Raw genomic sequence first — 16,722 nt, forward strand, 5'->3', positions numbered from 1 at the left:
TATTGATAACCAAGTAGAATAGGAGGGTAGGCTAATCATGAATTGCCTTAAGTTGACGCCATTGCCCGTTCAGTGGAATGGCCTATGCCTATTTAAAAATAGTGCAATAATGCAAGATCATAAAAACGCGCCTTGAACAAAGCTGTGATTAGAAAATTTTAGTCTGAAAGCTTAGTAGAAAATCAGCCTGTTTAAGCCTACTCTTCGTCTTTGAAAAGCTGGCTACGTTCCACTTCGGGATTCAGCGTACTCACATAGTTTCCACTATGCTGCGTGCGCTTCACCCTCGCGCGCCTTGCCAGCTTTCCAAATCCATTGAGTAACCATAGAGCGAGTTTTGATTTTCAGCTTTCAGACTGAAATTTTCAACGGCTTTGTTCACCAGCGCTTGATTTTTTTTGGCTACTTTTTTTGATCAAGCAAAAAAAGTAGCTTTAAAAGAAGTAATTTTTTTAAAAAATGGATAAAATCATCAATTATTAAATATTAGCAATTTTCTGTAATCTATAAAATATGTCTGTCACACAGATGAACGGATATCTTTATGCGTGCATAAGCTTAAAGATTAATTCTTTCATAACCTGATAATCATTTGTATTACAATCAATTCCTTTGACCTGCACATCAGCTTGATGTAGATAGGTTATATTTTGCAGGATTTGGTGTAAGGGGTAATGTCTCCTAGCGTCAAGATATCCTTGAACAAAATAGGGGTGTATTTCAATGTGTTTAGAAATTTTAGCAGGATCGGTTTCTTTTGTTTGATGTAACAAAAGCAATTTGGAAAAAAAAATATATAAAATGGTTATAATCGGTAATGCAGCATGTTCCTTTGCATTTAATGCGCAAATACTAATGATTTGATAGCTCTTTGGGTAATCTTTTTGCATAATGGCTTTCTGCAATTCAAATACATTGAAAGGTTTAGATAAGTCTATATAGGTCTCTACGATGCTGTCGGTAATGGTATTGCCTGTATTCAGGTTAAGCCGTAATTTATGGAGTTCATTGACTATTCTAGTTAGATCATTGCCAATGCACGCTTGCAGCATCCAAATGGCTTTTTCTGTTATAGAGAGCTCTAACGTTTTTACAAAAGATTTGATAAAAGTAGGTAGCTGTTGGTTATATAGTTTTTTGGAAGTAACCAGAACTGTATTTTTATTCAGCACTTTACTAAAAGTACTTCTTCCATCGATGGTTTTATATTTGTATGCAAAAACCAATAATGTAGTAAGTTGTGGATGGTGCAAGTAATGCAATAATAACTGTTGCCCAGTAGCATTTTTTAAGTCTGCCATCTCTTGTGCTTCTTTTACAATAACAATTTGTTTGTCTGCTCCCATAGGGAAACGACGCGCTTGGGTGAGTAGAGCAGCCATACTACATTCTTTTCCATAAAAAATGCTTAAATTAAATCCTTTTTCAGCTGGAGTGAGCAATTGCTCTTCGATATGCCGGGTAATGGCATCCAGGTAATAGACTTCCTCCCCTTGCAAAAAATAAATGGGTTCATAAATTTTTTTTGCTAAATTTTGTAAAACAGTTTCAGCTGATTGAATCATATGGGTCTGGATACTGTTTAAACCAAAAAATACATACCATTACTGTAATCTACCATCTTGCAGCAACAAAATTCTATCTGCAATAGTTGCAAGCGATTGATTATGGGTTACAAATACAAAGGTTTGTTTTAATGTTCTTCTTAGCTCTAAGAAGAGTTCATGCAGTACCCCTGCACTTTTAGTGTCAAGACTACCACTTGGCTCATCAGCAAAAATAATAGATGGATTGTTAACCAATGCTCTAGCTACAGCTGCGCGTTGTCGTTCTCCCCCAGAAATATCCGTTGGTAAGTAATTTTTACGATGGCTAATACCCAATAAAGATAAAAGTTCATTGGCTTTTTTTTCAACTTCTTTTTTGGAAAAATTTCCAATATAACCAGGAATACAAATATTCTCAAAAAGTGTAAACTCAGGTAAAAGATTATGAAACTGAAAGACAAGCCCTATATTTTTATTTCTAAATTCCGCTAATGCAGAGCCCTTTAGTCCTATAAGATTGATACCATCCATCGTTACAGAGCCACTATCTGGCTTATCTAAGGTAGATAAAAGGTGTAGTAGAGTAGTTTTTCCGGCACCAGAATGCCCCATAATGGCCACCATTTCTCCAGCATAGATAGATAAACTAATCTTATTGAGAATCATAAGCTGATGGTATGATTTGCAAATTTCGTTGGCTACAAGCATATATGTTTATAAAACTGTTCATAAAATTGTTCATAAAATTGTGTATTATTGTAAGACCCGCCTATGCTAGCGTTTTAGGAGCATATGTAGCCTAATGCTTGACTAGCATATATATTTGCGCTCGTAGTTCAACTGGATAGAACGTCGGATTTCGGCTCCGAAGGCTGAGGGTTCAAGTCCTTCCGAGCGCACCATTCTTAAACTTTAACGCATGCTATTGCTAAAAACAAAATGATATTCAAAAGCTTTATTGCGATCGCTTGCTTTCATTACCCGATCAAGCCTATATCCAACATCTAGCCCAAACATGGGCAAAATCGCAATAGGTAAAAGAATGCGGACTCCACCTCCTACAGATTTTTTCATACTGAATAAATCATAATCTTCGTAATTTAACCAGCTATCTGCCATCTCTACAAATCCCAAGATATAAAGACAAGAAGGCGTAAGCATAATAGGATAACGCAATTCTGTAGCAAATTTATGAAATAAGACGCCCCCTTTTATATTATTATCATAATTTTTGGGGGTAAGGCTATCATCTGGATATCCACGTAATGTAATACAATCAGCTTTCAATAGTCCACTCAAATCTGCTATATTCGTGCCGCCCAAATAAAATCGCCCAAAAGGCCCTATCTTTTTTTGAGAAAAGCCGTGCAAAAATCCAGCATGTCCACGTAAATTCAATACAAAATTACCTGGTAAACGTTTGAAAAACGAAGCGTCCATCATAAATTTTGCGAATTCTTTAAAACGTGGTATTACCGATTTTTCGGCATCATTGTAACCAAATAAAGCATAAGGAGGCGTAAGGGTTAAACAGTTAGACCAAGACCAGCCACGCGTAGGATAATTTGGATTATTTCTACTATCATGACTTAATAAAAAGTCTACATTAATATCATGTAAAGTACCAGATCTTTTTGTATGATCTTCTAACAATTCATAATTTTTGTATGTATAATAATGATAATCTATACCGAAATGACCTTCCCAATAGGTAGAAAGCTTTTTCCCTAATGCAACTCGACTGCCAATGGCAATCATGTTGCCTTTTTTAGCTAGTTTTTCAAATGGAAATAGTATTACATCTGCTACATTATCTGCAACCGTCCGTCTAGCATGTTCTAATTCTTGAAAAGAACTATTTACACTTAGATCAAATATATAGGGACTTTCTCCTAACCACAAATAAGGTTCTCGCAAAGAAAGACTAAAATGCTTATAGTCTTTACCGTACCATGCACTTGTTAAGTGCAGACGTTGACCAGCTCCCAATGGTTTTTTGCCAGTAAAGAGATTTTTAAGGGAAATATTGTTTGAACCCATCGTAAATCCTAGTACAAGCTTTCCACTATAACTGCCCTCTAATTTAAGGTCAAATTTAGGTTGTTCTTGTAATGAATAGGTAAGGTCTACCGTGCCGTTCGCCTCGTTTGGATGTATTTCTGGAAAAATTAACTTTTCAGGTTTAAACAATTCTAACATAGCCAAGTTTCGTAAAGATTCTATTCCCAGTTTAACGTTAAACTTTTCTCCTGGCAACGTTAGTAATTCACGACGAATTACATAATCATGGGTTATGGTATTACCCACAATATTTACTTGATTGATAGTGGCCTGTTTGCCCTCGTGTATTCTAATTTCTAGATCTACCTGGTTATCTTCTATACCAGTTTCAATGGCTTCTGCATGAAAAAAGACATAGCCATTATTGGTATAGAGATCTCCAATGGTTTCATTGGCCATGCCCGGTTGGAATCGACTACTAATATAAATCGGATCATATATTTTGCTTTTATCTAGGTTCAATAACCTATTGAGTTTCTCTTCATCATATACATAATTACCCACCCACTTCATATTACGGATGGTATACTGTTTGCCCTCTTCAATTTTTAAAAATATATTCAATTTCCCAGCAGCAAGATACTCCAAACGTTCTTCTGCAATACGGACATCTCGAAAGCCTTTTGACTGATAAAAAAGAATAATATTTTCTTTGGCCTTCAAAAATTTCTCTTCTGTAAAAATAGATGCAAATAGGGAAACATGGCTTAAAAAGTAGCGTTTGACATCATCCATTTTTGTAGGCAACCGTAACAATATCCCTCCCTTACGAATGGGGGCAAGGGTAATTATTTTATGAACGATATCCTTGACAAGCGTAAAACGGGGCGCCTCGTTAAGCTCTTGCATATGGTATAGTAAGAGATTGGCATCTATCTGTTCATTCCCTTCAAAAATAATTTTATTAACAGTGATTTTTTTGCCTTTATTTACCTTAATATTTAAGGTTGCTTTTCCAGCCATTTCCTTTACTGGAACCAATTCTGTAAAAACCTGCACATTTTTAAACCCCTTATCTAAAAAGAATTTTTTAATGCTAGCCGTTGTCTTATGAAGGAAAAAGGGAGATAGCGCAACATTAGTATCGATCGTAACTTTTTCAAAAAGGGATTTTTTTTCTTTTCCAGTTAAACCTTCTATCACATAGTTAGCTAAGTGAGCATGTTCCTCAATATTAATAACAACAGTTGTTAAATTATGGGTAGCATCCATATCAGTTAAGTAGATTTCAACAGATTTAACGCCCTCATGTTTGGCAATTTTTCGTATGGAAGTACGAATCTGCCCAGCATCCGGATCAATGATAGTGCCCTCTTGTAAACCAGAAAGCGCAATGAGCATTTCACGATCTAGCATAATATTACCGACTACTTGAATTTTTTGCACAGTATAACGCGTCGATCCAAACGTTGGACATGTAAAACCTATAGATAGGCAGCACATAAGAAAAAAACGTTTGACTTTTTTGATACCGGTATCTATCATTATATTATATTTAATAAGTACATTTATTAGGACCATTGAACCTTTATATCCATCCAATAAAATTAGATGAAAATTGCTAATATGCTGTTATACAAATTCATTTGCAATCTCTTTTAAAAAACACGCTTTATACGTTACAGCTAGCCGCAACTTTTTATCGAATATAGCAAATATTATTTGCTATGTTCTAAATGTAACTGTGTATCCGTTCAGTCATGGGGCCTATAGGTATCCATGTTCGTACCCATTAGAAATAGCACAATAATGCAAGATCGTAAAAAACGCGCCTTGAACAAAGCTGAAATGTTCAACAGCTTTGTTCACCAGCGCTTGATTTTTTTTGGCTACTTTTTTTGATCAAGCAAAAAAAATAGCTTTAAAAGAAGTAGTTTTTAAAAACATGGATAAAATAATCAATTATTAAATATTAGCCATATGCTTGATTATATAATCAACATAGCGTCTCCGTACAAAAAAAATCGATAATGCTTATCTATAGCTTCGGCATAAGCCGCTAAAACCAATTCTTCTCCTCCAAAAGCTGCTACACTAACCAAAGAGATAGAAGAAGGCAGGTGAAATGTGGTTAACAATGCATTACAAATTTTGAAGGAGCAAGATGGTAAAATAAATTTATTGGTCCAATTATTGTTTGCTTTTAGTTTGCAAGAAACTGAAACAGAAGATTCTATAGCTCTTAAAACAGAAGTGCCAATGGCGCAAACTTTTTTTTGATTCGCAATACTTTGATTTACCACATCTGCACTTTCTTGGGTAATTATAAAACGCTCAGAGGAAGCCTTAACCTTAGTTAAATCTTCCATATCAATGATTTTTAGTTCTCCTAACCCAATGTGTAGTGTAACAGAAACAACAGAAATATTCTGTAATTCCAAATACTTTAATAAATAAGGGGTAAAATGCAATCCAGCGGCTGGTAATACGATACTACCTATATTTTGGGCAAATATCGTCTGATAATATGTTCTATCATCTAACGTTGAAGGGCGTTCTATTTGATTAGGTAGGGGCATATGGCCAATTTGGTCTATTAGCGCATAGAATTCTTCTTCTGTTCCGTCAAACAGCAATTTGAGGGTCCGACCTCGTGAAGTAGTATTATCTATAATTTCAGCTACCAATTCACCATTGCCAAAATAAATTTTATTACCTATACGAATTTTACGAGCCGGTTCTACAATGGTATCCCACAAGGCATTTTCATTATTCAACTTTCGCAGCAAAAGCACTTCAACTTTTGCATTTGTTTTTTCTTTGTAGCCATAGAGTTTACATGGCAAAACTTTAGAATCATTAGCTACTAAAGTATCTCCCTCACTAAAATAAGAGGGAAGATCTTTCAGGGTTTTATGTTCTATTTGTCCACTATCTTTATGTAGCACCATTAAACGTGCATCTTCCTTTGGATGCATTGGATACTGTGCAATGTTGTGCGCTGGAAGCTCAAACTTAAAATTTGATAATTTCATATGTATTTAAATTGATTTATTTATACTTAATAAAATTATACCGAAAAAGAAAATAAGCGTTTATATTTAGCAACGCTTAAGTAAGTATTATGTATCCGTTCAGGGGTGTGGTAGCCATATTTTATAGATTATAGCAAAATTTCTAGATACGAACATGAACAAATACGCATGGGCCACACCGTTGAACGGATACGATTATGGACATATTTTAGTAGGTAATTTTTAAAATGTAATTTTTACGATGGCTAATACCCAATAAAGATAAAAGTTCATTGGCTTTTTTTTCAACTTCTTTTTTGGAAAAATTTCCAATATAACCAGGAATACAAATATTCTCAAAAAGTGTAAACTCAGGTAAAAGATTATGAAACTGAAAGACAAGCCCTATATTTTTATTTCTAAATTCCGCTAATGCAGAGCCCTTTAGTCCTATAAGATTGATACCATCCATCGTTACAGAGCCACTATCTGGCTTATCTAAGGTAGATAAAAGGTGTAGTAGAGTAGTTTTTCCGGCACCAGAATGCCCCATAATGGCCACCATTTCTCCAGCATAGATAGATAAACTAATCTTATTGAGAATCATAAGCTGATGGTATGATTTGCAAATTTCGTTGGCTACAAGCATATATGTTTATAAAACTGTTCATAAAATTGTTCATAAAATTGTGTATTATTGTAAGACCCGCCTATGCTAGCGTTTTAGGAGCATATGTAGCCTAATGCTTGACTAGCATATATATTTGCGCTCGTAGTTCAACTGGATAGAACGTCGGATTTCGGCTCCGAAGGCTGAGGGTTCAAGTCCTTCCGAGCGCACCATTCTTAAACTTTAACGCATGCTATTGCTAAAAACAAAATGATATTCAAAAGCTTTATTGCGATCGCTTGCTTTCATTACCCGATCAAGCCTATATCCAACATCTAGCCCAAACATGGGCAAAATCGCAATAGGTAAAAGAATGCGGACTCCACCTCCTACAGATTTTTTCATACTGAATAAATCATAATCTTCGTAATTTAACCAGCTATCTGCCATCTCTACAAATCCCAAGATATAAAGACAAGAAGGCGTAAGCATAATAGGATAACGCAATTCTGTAGCAAATTTATGAAATAAGACGCCCCCTTTTATATTATTATCATAATTTTTGGGGGTAAGGCTATCATCTGGATATCCACGTAATGTAATACAATCAGCTTTCAATAGTCCACTCAAATCTGCTATATTCGTGCCGCCCAAATAAAATCGCCCAAAAGGCCCTATCTTTTTTTGAGAAAAGCCGTGCAAAAATCCAGCATGTCCACGTAAATTCAATACAAAATTACCTGGTAAACGTTTGAAAAACGAAGCGTCCATCATAAATTTTGCGAATTCTTTAAAACGTGGTATTACCGATTTTTCGGCATCATTGTAACCAAATAAAGCATAAGGAGGCGTAAGGGTTAAACAGTTAGACCAAGACCAGCCACGCGTAGGATAATTTGGATTATTTCTACTATCATGACTTAATAAAAAGTCTACATTAATATCATGTAAAGTACCAGATCTTTTTGTATGATCTTCTAACAATTCATAATTTTTGTATGTATAATAATGATAATCTATACCGAAATGACCTTCCCAATAGGTAGAAAGCTTTTTCCCTAATGCAACTCGACTGCCAATGGCAATCATGTTGCCTTTTTTAGCTAGTTTTTCAAATGGAAATAGTATTACATCTGCTACATTATCTGCAACCGTCCGTCTAGCATGTTCTAATTCTTGAAAAGAACTATTTACACTTAGATCAAATATATAGGGACTTTCTCCTAACCACAAATAAGGTTCTCGCAAAGAAAGACTAAAATGCTTATAGTCTTTACCGTACCATGCACTTGTTAAGTGCAGACGTTGACCAGCTCCCAATGGTTTTTTGCCAGTAAAGAGATTTTTAAGGGAAATATTGTTTGAACCCATCGTAAATCCTAGTACAAGCTTTCCACTATAACTGCCCTCTAATTTAAGGTCAAATTTAGGTTGTTCTTGTAATGAATAGGTAAGGTCTACCGTGCCGTTCGCCTCGTTTGGATGTATTTCTGGAAAAATTAACTTTTCAGGTTTAAACAATTCTAACATAGCCAAGTTTCGTAAAGATTCTATTCCCAGTTTAACGTTAAACTTTTCTCCTGGCAACGTTAGTAATTCACGACGAATTACATAATCATGGGTTATGGTATTACCCACAATATTTACTTGATTGATAGTGGCCTGTTTGCCCTCGTGTATTCTAATTTCTAGATCTACCTGGTTATCTTCTATACCAGTTTCAATGGCTTCTGCATGAAAAAAGACATAGCCATTATTGGTATAGAGATCTCCAATGGTTTCATTGGCCATGCCCGGTTGGAATCGACTACTAATATAAATCGGATCATATATTTTGCTTTTATCTAGGTTCAATAACCTATTGAGTTTCTCTTCATCATATACATAATTACCCACCCACTTCATATTACGGATGGTATACTGTTTGCCCTCTTCAATTTTTAAAAATATATTCAATTTCCCAGCAGCAAGATACTCCAAACGTTCTTCTGCAATACGGACATCTCGAAAGCCTTTTGACTGATAAAAAAGAATAATATTTTCTTTGGCCTTCAAAAATTTCTCTTCTGTAAAAATAGATGCAAATAGGGAAACATGGCTTAAAAAGTAGCGTTTGACATCATCCATTTTTGTAGGCAACCGTAACAATATCCCTCCCTTACGAATGGGGGCAAGGGTAATTATTTTATGAACGATATCCTTGACAAGCGTAAAACGGGGCGCCTCGTTAAGCTCTTGCATATGGTATAGTAAGAGATTGGCATCTATCTGTTCATTCCCTTCAAAAATAATTTTATTAACAGTGATTTTTTTGCCTTTATTTACCTTAATATTTAAGGTTGCTTTTCCAGCCATTTCCTTTACTGGAACCAATTCTGTAAAAACCTGCACATTTTTAAACCCCTTATCTAAAAAGAATTTTTTAATGCTAGCCGTTGTCTTATGAAGGAAAAAGGGAGATAGCGCAACATTAGTATCGATCGTAACTTTTTCAAAAAGGGATTTTTTTTCTTTTCCAGTTAAACCTTCTATCACATAGTTAGCTAAGTGAGCATGTTCCTCAATATTAATAACAACAGTTGTTAAATTATGGGTAGCATCCATATCAGTTAAGTAGATTTCAACAGATTTAACGCCCTCATGTTTGGCAATTTTTCGTATGGAAGTACGAATCTGCCCAGCATCCGGATCAATGATAGTGCCCTCTTGTAAACCAGAAAGCGCAATGAGCATTTCACGATCTAGCATAATATTACCGACTACTTGAATTTTTTGCACAGTATAACGCGTCGATCCAAACGTTGGACATGTAAAACCTATAGATAGGCAGCACATAAGAAAAAAACGTTTGACTTTTTTGATACCGGTATCTATCATTATATTATATTTAATAAGTACATTTATTAGGACCATTGAACCTTTATATCCATCCAATAAAATTAGATGAAAATTGCTAATATGCTGTTATACAAATTCATTTGCAATCTCTTTTAAAAAACACGCTTTATACGTTACAGCTAGCCGCAACTTTTTATCGAATATAGCAAATATTATTTGCTATGTTCTAAATGTAACTGTGTATCCGTTCAGTCATGGGGCCTATAGGTATCCATGTTCGTACCCATTAGAAATAGCACAATAATGCAAGATCGTAAAAAACGCGCCTTGAACAAAGCTGAAATGTTCAACAGCTTTGTTCACCAGCGCTTGATTTTTTTTGGCTACTTTTTTTGATCAAGCAAAAAAAATAGCTTTAAAAGAAGTAGTTTTTAAAAACATGGATAAAATAATCAATTATTAAATATTAGCCATATGCTTGATTATATAATCAACATAGCGTCTCCGTACAAAAAAAATCGATAATGCTTATCTATAGCTTCGGCATAAGCCGCTAAAACCAATTCTTCTCCTCCAAAAGCTGCTACACTAACCAAAGAGATAGAAGAAGGCAGGTGAAATGTGGTTAACAATGCATTACAAATTTTGAAGGAGCAAGATGGTAAAATAAATTTATTGGTCCAATTATTGTTTGCTTTTAGTTTGCAAGAAACTGAAACAGAAGATTCTATAGCTCTTAAAACAGAAGTGCCAATGGCGCAAACTTTTTTTTGATTCGCAATACTTTGATTTACCACATCTGCACTTTCTTGGGTAATTATAAAACGCTCAGAGGAAGCCTTAACCTTAGTTAAATCTTCCATATCAATGATTTTTAGTTCTCCTAACCCAATGTGTAGTGTAACAGAAACAACAGAAATATTCTGTAATTCCAAATACTTTAATAAATAAGGGGTAAAATGCAATCCAGCGGCTGGTAATACGATACTACCTATATTTTGGGCAAATATCGTCTGATAATATGTTCTATCATCTAACGTTGAAGGGCGTTCTATTTGATTAGGTAGGGGCATATGGCCAATTTGGTCTATTAGCGCATAGAATTCTTCTTCTGTTCCGTCAAACAGCAATTTGAGGGTCCGACCTCGTGAAGTAGTATTATCTATAATTTCAGCTACCAATTCACCATTGCCAAAATAAATTTTATTACCTATACGAATTTTACGAGCCGGTTCTACAATGGTATCCCACAAGGCATTTTCATTATTCAACTTTCGCAGCAAAAGCACTTCAACTTTTGCATTTGTTTTTTCTTTGTAGCCATAGAGTTTACATGGCAAAACTTTAGAATCATTAGCTACTAAAGTATCTCCCTCACTAAAATAAGAGGGAAGATCTTTCAGGGTTTTATGTTCTATTTGTCCACTATCTTTATGTAGCACCATTAAACGTGCATCTTCCTTTGGATGCATTGGATACTGTGCAATGTTGTGCGCTGGAAGCTCAAACTTAAAATTTGATAATTTCATATGTATTTAAATTGATTTATTTATACTTAATAAAATTATACCGAAAAAGAAAATAAGCGTTTATATTTAGCAACGCTTAAGTAAGTATTATGTATCCGTTCAGGGGTGTGGTAGCCATATTTTATAGATTATAGCAAAATTTCTAGATACGAACATGAACAAATACGCATGGGCCACACCGTTGAACGGATACGATTATGGACATATTTTAGTAGGTAATTTTTAAAATAAAACGCAAATATCAAAGCAAGCAAAATGGTTATGGCAATATATTGCACTGTTATTGCTTGTAACTTTTATAATACCCGCTCCTAATACATCCCAACAGTAACTTAAGCCAACCGCAAGGCTATTGGTTAGGCTAAAATCATATTTTATGCCCATACCGCAAAGAATCAAACAACTAAATGGGCGCATTTTTAAAACAGTATCTCCTCCTGGATGCAATTTAACAATAGGTCTAGTGGGTAGATATATGGCAGGAACCAGACCTAGTTTACAATAGATACTGGTATCAATCATTATCTCACTTGTATAAAATCTGCATAATATAGGTGCCCAAATAGACTGTAAAAAATGTTCCTCATCTATGGCAAGTGTAGAGGCACTGGCAGATCGAGTCCATCCAATATGACCCAAAGCATAGGAAAGACCTGTACTAAGGCTGCAATGCTCTTGTAGCGTAAAATGATAGGCAGCACCCAAGTGTATTTTTACAGAACCTCCTTTATCACAGATGGGCGGTTTATCCGGGCAATAAATCCTATTTATGGAAAAAGAAGGGGATAATTCGACGCTAAAACGTGCCGAAGCCATAGCAGTATAACTTCCGATTAAAAAGCCCCAAGCTAGCATTATAACTTTCCTCATAGGAAACTAAATTACAGCTATTTTATTTATTTTTCACTATGGTAAAAATACATTTATACGTTTTTGAGTCAGGCCTGTGTACCTATGAAGGCATATATCCTATTTATCTACTGGCTGATTTATTACACTTTTTACTTACAAGGATGCATTATCGTTGCGTATACTGACCCAAGCGGCAGAGATGACAAGGATTACTGATATACGCTATACTAGGCAATTTGTACCATAAGCTTCCTCTTTAATATCCTTTACAATAAGCTGTAATGTCCGCGTGCCTAAATAATAATTATAACCTATGGTATAGGCTATAGAAAATGGCTTCCCACTAGAAACCAGCGGTTCGTATGACCCTAAGCCAAACCCTATGGCTTCATAACGCTGTTTACAATCTATTTGGAAGAGTTCTAGTTTAAGATGTTTTCCTTTGAGAAGATTGCATTTATGTGCATAAACTTTTTTGCTAGCAAATGCTGGAGTCGGATTCCCCATACCAAAGGGCGCCATCTGCATCAATATATTTACAAATTTTTGGGTAATCATTTGAAATGAAATAAGGAGATGAATGGTTTGCTGAGGCATTAATAAATGATCAGCTATGGTTGCTGATACCACTTTTTCAAATTTTTCTTTAAAATCAGCTATATTTTCCAGTGGCATCGTAAACCCTGCTGCAAAAGCATGTCCACCATATTGGTATAAAAGCTCACTACAAGCGGCAATGGCTTCATAAATATTATAACCAGGTACTGACCGGGCTGAGCCAGTAGCCTTCCCATCTGCAAGGGTTAAGATAACCGTAGGCCTGTAGTATTGTTCAATACAGCGCGACGCTACAATACCAATAACACCTTTGTGCCAATCTGGGTTAAAAAGTACACTGCTTTTTTTTTGGTTAGGCAATATAGTATTGGCTATTATGGCTAAGGCTTCTTGCGTAATGGTATAATCGAGTGCTTGACGCAAGCGATTTTGCTGGTTAATGGTTTGGACTAAGTCATAGGCTTTTGTTACATCTTGTTCTATTAGTAATTGAACCGTCAAAGAGGCATGGCTAATGCGTCCAGCGGCATTAATACGGGGGCCTATTTTAAAAGCAATATCAGCAATCGTAATAGCGGCAGCAAAAGGCCCATCACCCATTAGCAGTTGTAATCCTAGGCGAGGATTGTTTTCCAGCTGTTTAATACCATGGTAGGCTAAAATCCTGTTCTCATCCACTAAAGGCACAATATCACAAATAATACTAATGGATACAAGATCTAAATAATGGTAGGTTATTTCCGGCTTTAATCCTTTTTTTTGGCAAAACGCCTGTAATAATTTAAAACCTACACCGCAGCCCGATAGCCCTTTAAAAGGATAGGGACATGCAGGTTGTTTTGGATCTAAAATAGTATGGGCTATTGGTAGAGAATCTCCTACTTCATGATGGTCACAAACTATTACATCTATACCTAATGTAGCCGCTTGGGCAATGGATGTATACGCTTTTATGCCACAGTCTAGGGTAATGATAAGTTTAATACTGTTTTGGTAGGCTTTTTCTACAGCCTGCATAGAAAGTCCATAGCCTTCTACGAGACGGTCTGGAACATAATAACTTACCCTAGCGTCAGGGAGCTGTTGCAGAAAAGAATAAACCATAGCCACAGCTGACGTGCCGTCTACATCATAGTCACCATAAATTAATATTTTCTCTTTTCTGTCTAACGCTTGCAACAAACGATCTACTGCACGCTCCATGCCTAGCATCAAAAAAGGATCATAGAGTTCCTCTAAAGAAGGACGAAAAAAACGTTTGGCTGCTTCAAAGGTTTCTACTGACCTTTGGACTAAAATAGTTGAAATAGCAGGAGGTGTACCTAGCACTTCACCCAATGCGGCTACCTTTTCAGCTTCCTTAGAAGATTGTATTACCCAATGTTTGTGCATAAAACGCAATAGTAATAGGATTGACCAGCCTATTATTAGTCCATTAAGAGGAGCGCCGATAGGCGATTCGCTTCTTTAATAGCCAAATCACTACCATATTGAGATTTCGGATATTTTTTTACAATTTCTTGATAGCAATCATAGGCATCTTCATACCGGTTATGCGCTTCAAAAGCAATAGCAGCTTTAACCAAATAGCCGGGCGTGTATATACTGTTCTCTTTGTAATGGGCTGCTTTTATGTAAAATACTGCTGCCTGCTTATGATCTTGCTGTTCACTATAAGCATCTCCCATTATACACCAAGCACGTGCTTGTAAAATAAAATCCCCAAAATGCACTTTTTTTAAAAAAGCGATAGCCTTATCATATTCTTTTTGGTGCATATAGGAGCTCCCTACATAAAAACAGGCTAAATTAGCTGTTTTTGTATAGGGATATTGTTTAATTATTGCCAAAAACCCTTTATGTGTGCCATCTCCTTCTAGTGCTTTATCAAAATCACTAGATTCAAAGTGGTAGGTAGCTTCGAAAATTTCCTTCTGTGCGGCTAGTTCTTGTTTTTCTTGATAAGTATACCATATCGATGCAGCCATTAGGTGGGATATTGCTAAAAAGCCTATAACATAAAATATACGTTTCCTGGGTTGTATAGGAGCTATTGCTTTTTTGGGGTCGCTATTAAGCCCCTTTGGTACTACTCTTCTAGGTATACTATTGATATCTACTATTTTCATAAAACTTAATATTGAAGAAATGGATAGTGTGGTGGTTTGTAAATATAATTATAAACAGTTAGTGGCTGAGTAGTTGGCTCTAGAAAAGATGACGCTTCTGCGAAAGCAACCACTTCCAAAATTTGCGCTTGCACCTTTCGATTGATAGTGGTTAATACAGCTGCATGGGGAATGTTCTTTTCGATCATTAACTTTTTAAGTTTAAGAATAGGGTGTGGTTTCTTGTAGATTTCTATTTCTTCTATCGTACCGTCTCAATTGGTTTTGGTGTAATACAAGGAGAAAAATATATATATCCACATACCCAAAAAAAATCCTTCAACCTGCATAAGCGCTACCAAAACCGTGCATAAGGCTATTAAAGTATAGCGATATTTATTGGATTGAAAGGAAAAATCTTTAAATTTAATAGATATAAATTTAACCCTGGAAACCAATAAAAAAGATAGAAAAATAGCTAATAAAGGCAACGTAAACGGCTGTGTTAAGGCATGTACCAAACAAGGATAAAGGGCGCGTTCCAAAATCATAGGTAAGCTTCCTATTATTAGGGCATTAGTGGGTGTAGGAAGCCCTATAAATTGATCTTTTTGGCTATCATCAACATTAAATTTAGCTAGCCTAACTGCAGAACAAATAACCAGTAACAAAGCCGAGTAAGCACTATACGGACAAGTGCCATAGTTACTAGCCAACATATAGAAGATACTTGCAGGTAACATACCAAAAGTCATTAGATCTGCTAATGCATCTAATTGTTTGCCAATAAGCGAATCTGCATTCAGTAATTTTGCGAGACAACCATCCCAAAAGTCAAAAAAAGCTCCCAAAAAAATGCCATAAGCAGCGTATACCAAATGTCCATTTAGGGCCAACACAGTGCCTATAACGCCACTAATCAAATTTAAAATAGATAAACAGTTGGGAATATAATTTTTCATATTGTATTTTTCTTTATTATATCCGCGGATAAGCTTAAGCTTATAAATTTATTATTATGCAATGTTATAATTTTTTAATAGGATCTTTATGTATCGGTTCACTTGCGTGGCAGAAATGTTTTTCATTTAATTATTTAATTACTAAATTATTCGTTCCTTTTTTCTTATTGTGCTATTTCTAATTTTCTAATTGGTAAGAACACGGATACGCATAGGCAACATCATTGAGCTAATACATTTAATCTTGCATTATTGTGCTATTGCTAGATACGAACGTGAACAAATACGCATAAACCACACCGTTGAACGGATACCGTGTAACACATTAAGCACTATTAGTTTTATTTTAAGAGCCCACTCTTTTTGCTTCACTCGCTTTCTTGTGTATCAAATACCATGCGTAGCGTAAGCCAATACGCTGGCTGAGTCAAGTTAGCTATTTTTGTTCGATAGTCAAATAGTAATTTTTTATTTTATTGCTATTAATATGCTTATTAAAAAATAGCTTAAGGAATATTATTTGGTAGTGAAGCTAGCTAAGGCATATAGCAAAATTGCTACACAAATTCTGCTTTGATAAGTGTAAAGCAAAAAAAGTAAATGGCAAAGCGAATATTTTTAAAAATGGATTATTCGGTAAGTTAGTTAAACGAACTATCGATAATGGTATAAATTTTTTATATACCAGTATACAATTGACTTT

General features: G+C 35.3%; 12 protein-coding genes and 2 tRNA genes. 2 read left to right on the forward strand and 12 right to left on the reverse strand.

Going from position 1 to position 16,722, the window contains the following annotated elements; genetic code table 11:
* Positions 1-542: 542 nt before the first annotated feature.
* Together holA and EDM02_RS02090 are read right to left on the reverse strand one after the other, a co-directional pair.
* The gene (gene holA / locus EDM02_RS02085) at positions 543-1,565 is read right to left on the reverse strand and encodes a DNA polymerase III subunit delta (protein ID WP_123662095.1); all 1,023 of its coding nucleotides are present in this window, start codon (positions 1,563-1,565) and stop codon (positions 543-545) included.
* A gap of 39 nt (positions 1,566-1,604) precedes the next feature.
* A complete protein-coding gene (locus EDM02_RS02090) occupies positions 1,605-2,213 on the reverse strand; it encodes an ABC transporter ATP-binding protein (RefSeq protein WP_317614976.1) in 609 nt (202 codons plus the stop codon).
* A 159-nt stretch (positions 2,214-2,372) separates the two neighbouring features.
* Here EDM02_RS02090 and EDM02_RS02095 point away from each other — a divergent pair.
* Positions 2,373-2,449 (forward strand) — tRNA-Arg (locus tag EDM02_RS02095).
* 10 nt (positions 2,450-2,459) lie between these two features.
* On the opposite strand, the gene EDM02_RS02100 is transcribed toward EDM02_RS02095, so the two are convergent.
* From EDM02_RS02100 to EDM02_RS02110, 3 genes are all read right to left on the reverse strand, one after another.
* The gene (locus EDM02_RS02100) at positions 2,460-5,051 is read right to left on the reverse strand and encodes a BamA/OMP85 family outer membrane protein (RefSeq protein ID WP_184891095.1); all 2,592 of its coding nucleotides are present in this window, start codon (positions 5,049-5,051) and stop codon (positions 2,460-2,462) included.
* Between the two features lie 485 nt (positions 5,052-5,536).
* A complete protein-coding gene (gene queA, locus EDM02_RS02105) occupies positions 5,537-6,583 on the reverse strand; it encodes a tRNA preQ1(34) S-adenosylmethionine ribosyltransferase-isomerase QueA (RefSeq protein ID WP_123662681.1) in 1,047 nt (348 codons plus the stop codon).
* A gap of 208 nt (positions 6,584-6,791) precedes the next feature.
* A complete protein-coding gene (locus tag EDM02_RS02110; protein WP_260215016.1) occupies positions 6,792-7,169 on the reverse strand; it encodes an ATP-binding cassette domain-containing protein in 378 nt (125 codons plus the stop codon).
* Between the two features lie 159 nt (positions 7,170-7,328).
* On the opposite strand from EDM02_RS02110, the gene EDM02_RS02115 reads away from it, so the two are divergent.
* Positions 7,329-7,405 (forward strand) — tRNA-Arg (locus tag EDM02_RS02115).
* 10 nt (positions 7,406-7,415) lie between these two features.
* Here EDM02_RS02115 and EDM02_RS02120 read toward each other — a convergent pair.
* The 7 genes from EDM02_RS02120 to pssA all read right to left on the reverse strand — a co-directional run bounded on the left by EDM02_RS02120 (position 7,416) and on the right by pssA (position 16,019).
* A complete protein-coding gene (locus EDM02_RS02120; protein ID WP_184891095.1) occupies positions 7,416-10,007 on the reverse strand; it encodes a BamA/OMP85 family outer membrane protein in 2,592 nt (863 codons plus the stop codon).
* Between the two features lie 485 nt (positions 10,008-10,492).
* The gene (gene queA / locus EDM02_RS02125) at positions 10,493-11,539 is read right to left on the reverse strand and encodes a tRNA preQ1(34) S-adenosylmethionine ribosyltransferase-isomerase QueA (protein WP_123662681.1); all 1,047 of its coding nucleotides are present in this window, start codon (positions 11,537-11,539) and stop codon (positions 10,493-10,495) included.
* Between the two features lie 222 nt (positions 11,540-11,761).
* Positions 11,762-12,394, reverse strand: coding sequence for a hypothetical protein (locus EDM02_RS02130; RefSeq protein WP_123662685.1), 633 nt, complete (start codon positions 12,392-12,394; stop codon positions 11,762-11,764).
* Between the two features lie 219 nt (positions 12,395-12,613).
* Positions 12,614-14,341, reverse strand: coding sequence for a single-stranded-DNA-specific exonuclease RecJ (gene recJ / locus EDM02_RS02135; RefSeq protein ID WP_123662687.1), 1,728 nt, complete (start codon positions 14,339-14,341; stop codon positions 12,614-12,616).
* Between the two features lie 35 nt (positions 14,342-14,376).
* Entirely contained in the window at positions 14,377-15,078 is a 702-nt protein-coding gene (locus tag EDM02_RS02140) for a tetratricopeptide repeat protein (protein WP_123662690.1), read from the reverse strand.
* 5 nt (positions 15,079-15,083) lie between these two features.
* On the reverse strand, positions 15,084-15,266 hold the full coding sequence (locus tag EDM02_RS02145) for a hypothetical protein (RefSeq protein ID WP_123662692.1): 183 nt from the start codon (positions 15,264-15,266) through the stop codon (positions 15,084-15,086).
* A 66-nt stretch (positions 15,267-15,332) separates the two neighbouring features.
* On the reverse strand, positions 15,333-16,019 hold the full coding sequence (gene pssA / locus EDM02_RS02150) for a CDP-diacylglycerol--serine O-phosphatidyltransferase (RefSeq protein WP_123662693.1): 687 nt from the start codon (positions 16,017-16,019) through the stop codon (positions 15,333-15,335).
* Positions 16,020-16,722: the final 703 nt, after the last annotated feature.

The sequence above is a fragment of the Candidatus Cardinium hertigii genome (genome assembly GCF_003788695.1).

What these genes read in the sequence shown, in the direction of transcription:
- holA (WP_123662095.1), bottom strand. Translation starts at nt 1,565, where the DNA reads ATGATTCAATCAGCTGAAACTGTTTTACAAAATTTAGCAAAAAAAATT.
- EDM02_RS02090 (WP_317614976.1), bottom strand. Translation starts at nt 2,213, where the DNA reads ATGATTCTCAATAAGATTAGTTTATCTATCTATGCTGGAGAAATGGTG.
- EDM02_RS02100 (WP_184891095.1), bottom strand. Translation starts at nt 5,051, where the DNA reads ATGTGCTGCCTATCTATAGGTTTTACATGTCCAACGTTTGGATCGACG.
- queA (WP_123662681.1), bottom strand. Translation starts at nt 6,583, where the DNA reads ATGAAATTATCAAATTTTAAGTTTGAGCTTCCAGCGCACAACATTGCA.
- EDM02_RS02110 (WP_260215016.1), bottom strand. Translation starts at nt 7,169, where the DNA reads ATGATTCTCAATAAGATTAGTTTATCTATCTATGCTGGAGAAATGGTG.
- EDM02_RS02120 (WP_184891095.1), bottom strand. Translation starts at nt 10,007, where the DNA reads ATGTGCTGCCTATCTATAGGTTTTACATGTCCAACGTTTGGATCGACG.
- queA (WP_123662681.1), bottom strand. Translation starts at nt 11,539, where the DNA reads ATGAAATTATCAAATTTTAAGTTTGAGCTTCCAGCGCACAACATTGCA.
- EDM02_RS02130 (WP_123662685.1), bottom strand. Translation starts at nt 12,394, where the DNA reads ATGCTAGCTTGGGGCTTTTTAATCGGAAGTTATACTGCTATGGCTTCG.
- recJ (WP_123662687.1), bottom strand. Translation starts at nt 14,341, where the DNA reads ATGCACAAACATTGGGTAATACAATCTTCTAAGGAAGCTGAAAAGGTA.
- EDM02_RS02140 (WP_123662690.1), bottom strand. Translation starts at nt 15,078, where the DNA reads ATGAAAATAGTAGATATCAATAGTATACCTAGAAGAGTAGTACCAAAG.
- EDM02_RS02145 (WP_123662692.1), bottom strand. Translation starts at nt 15,266, where the DNA reads ATGATCGAAAAGAACATTCCCCATGCAGCTGTATTAACCACTATCAAT.
- pssA (WP_123662693.1), bottom strand. Translation starts at nt 16,019, where the DNA reads ATGAAAAATTATATTCCCAACTGTTTATCTATTTTAAATTTGATTAGT.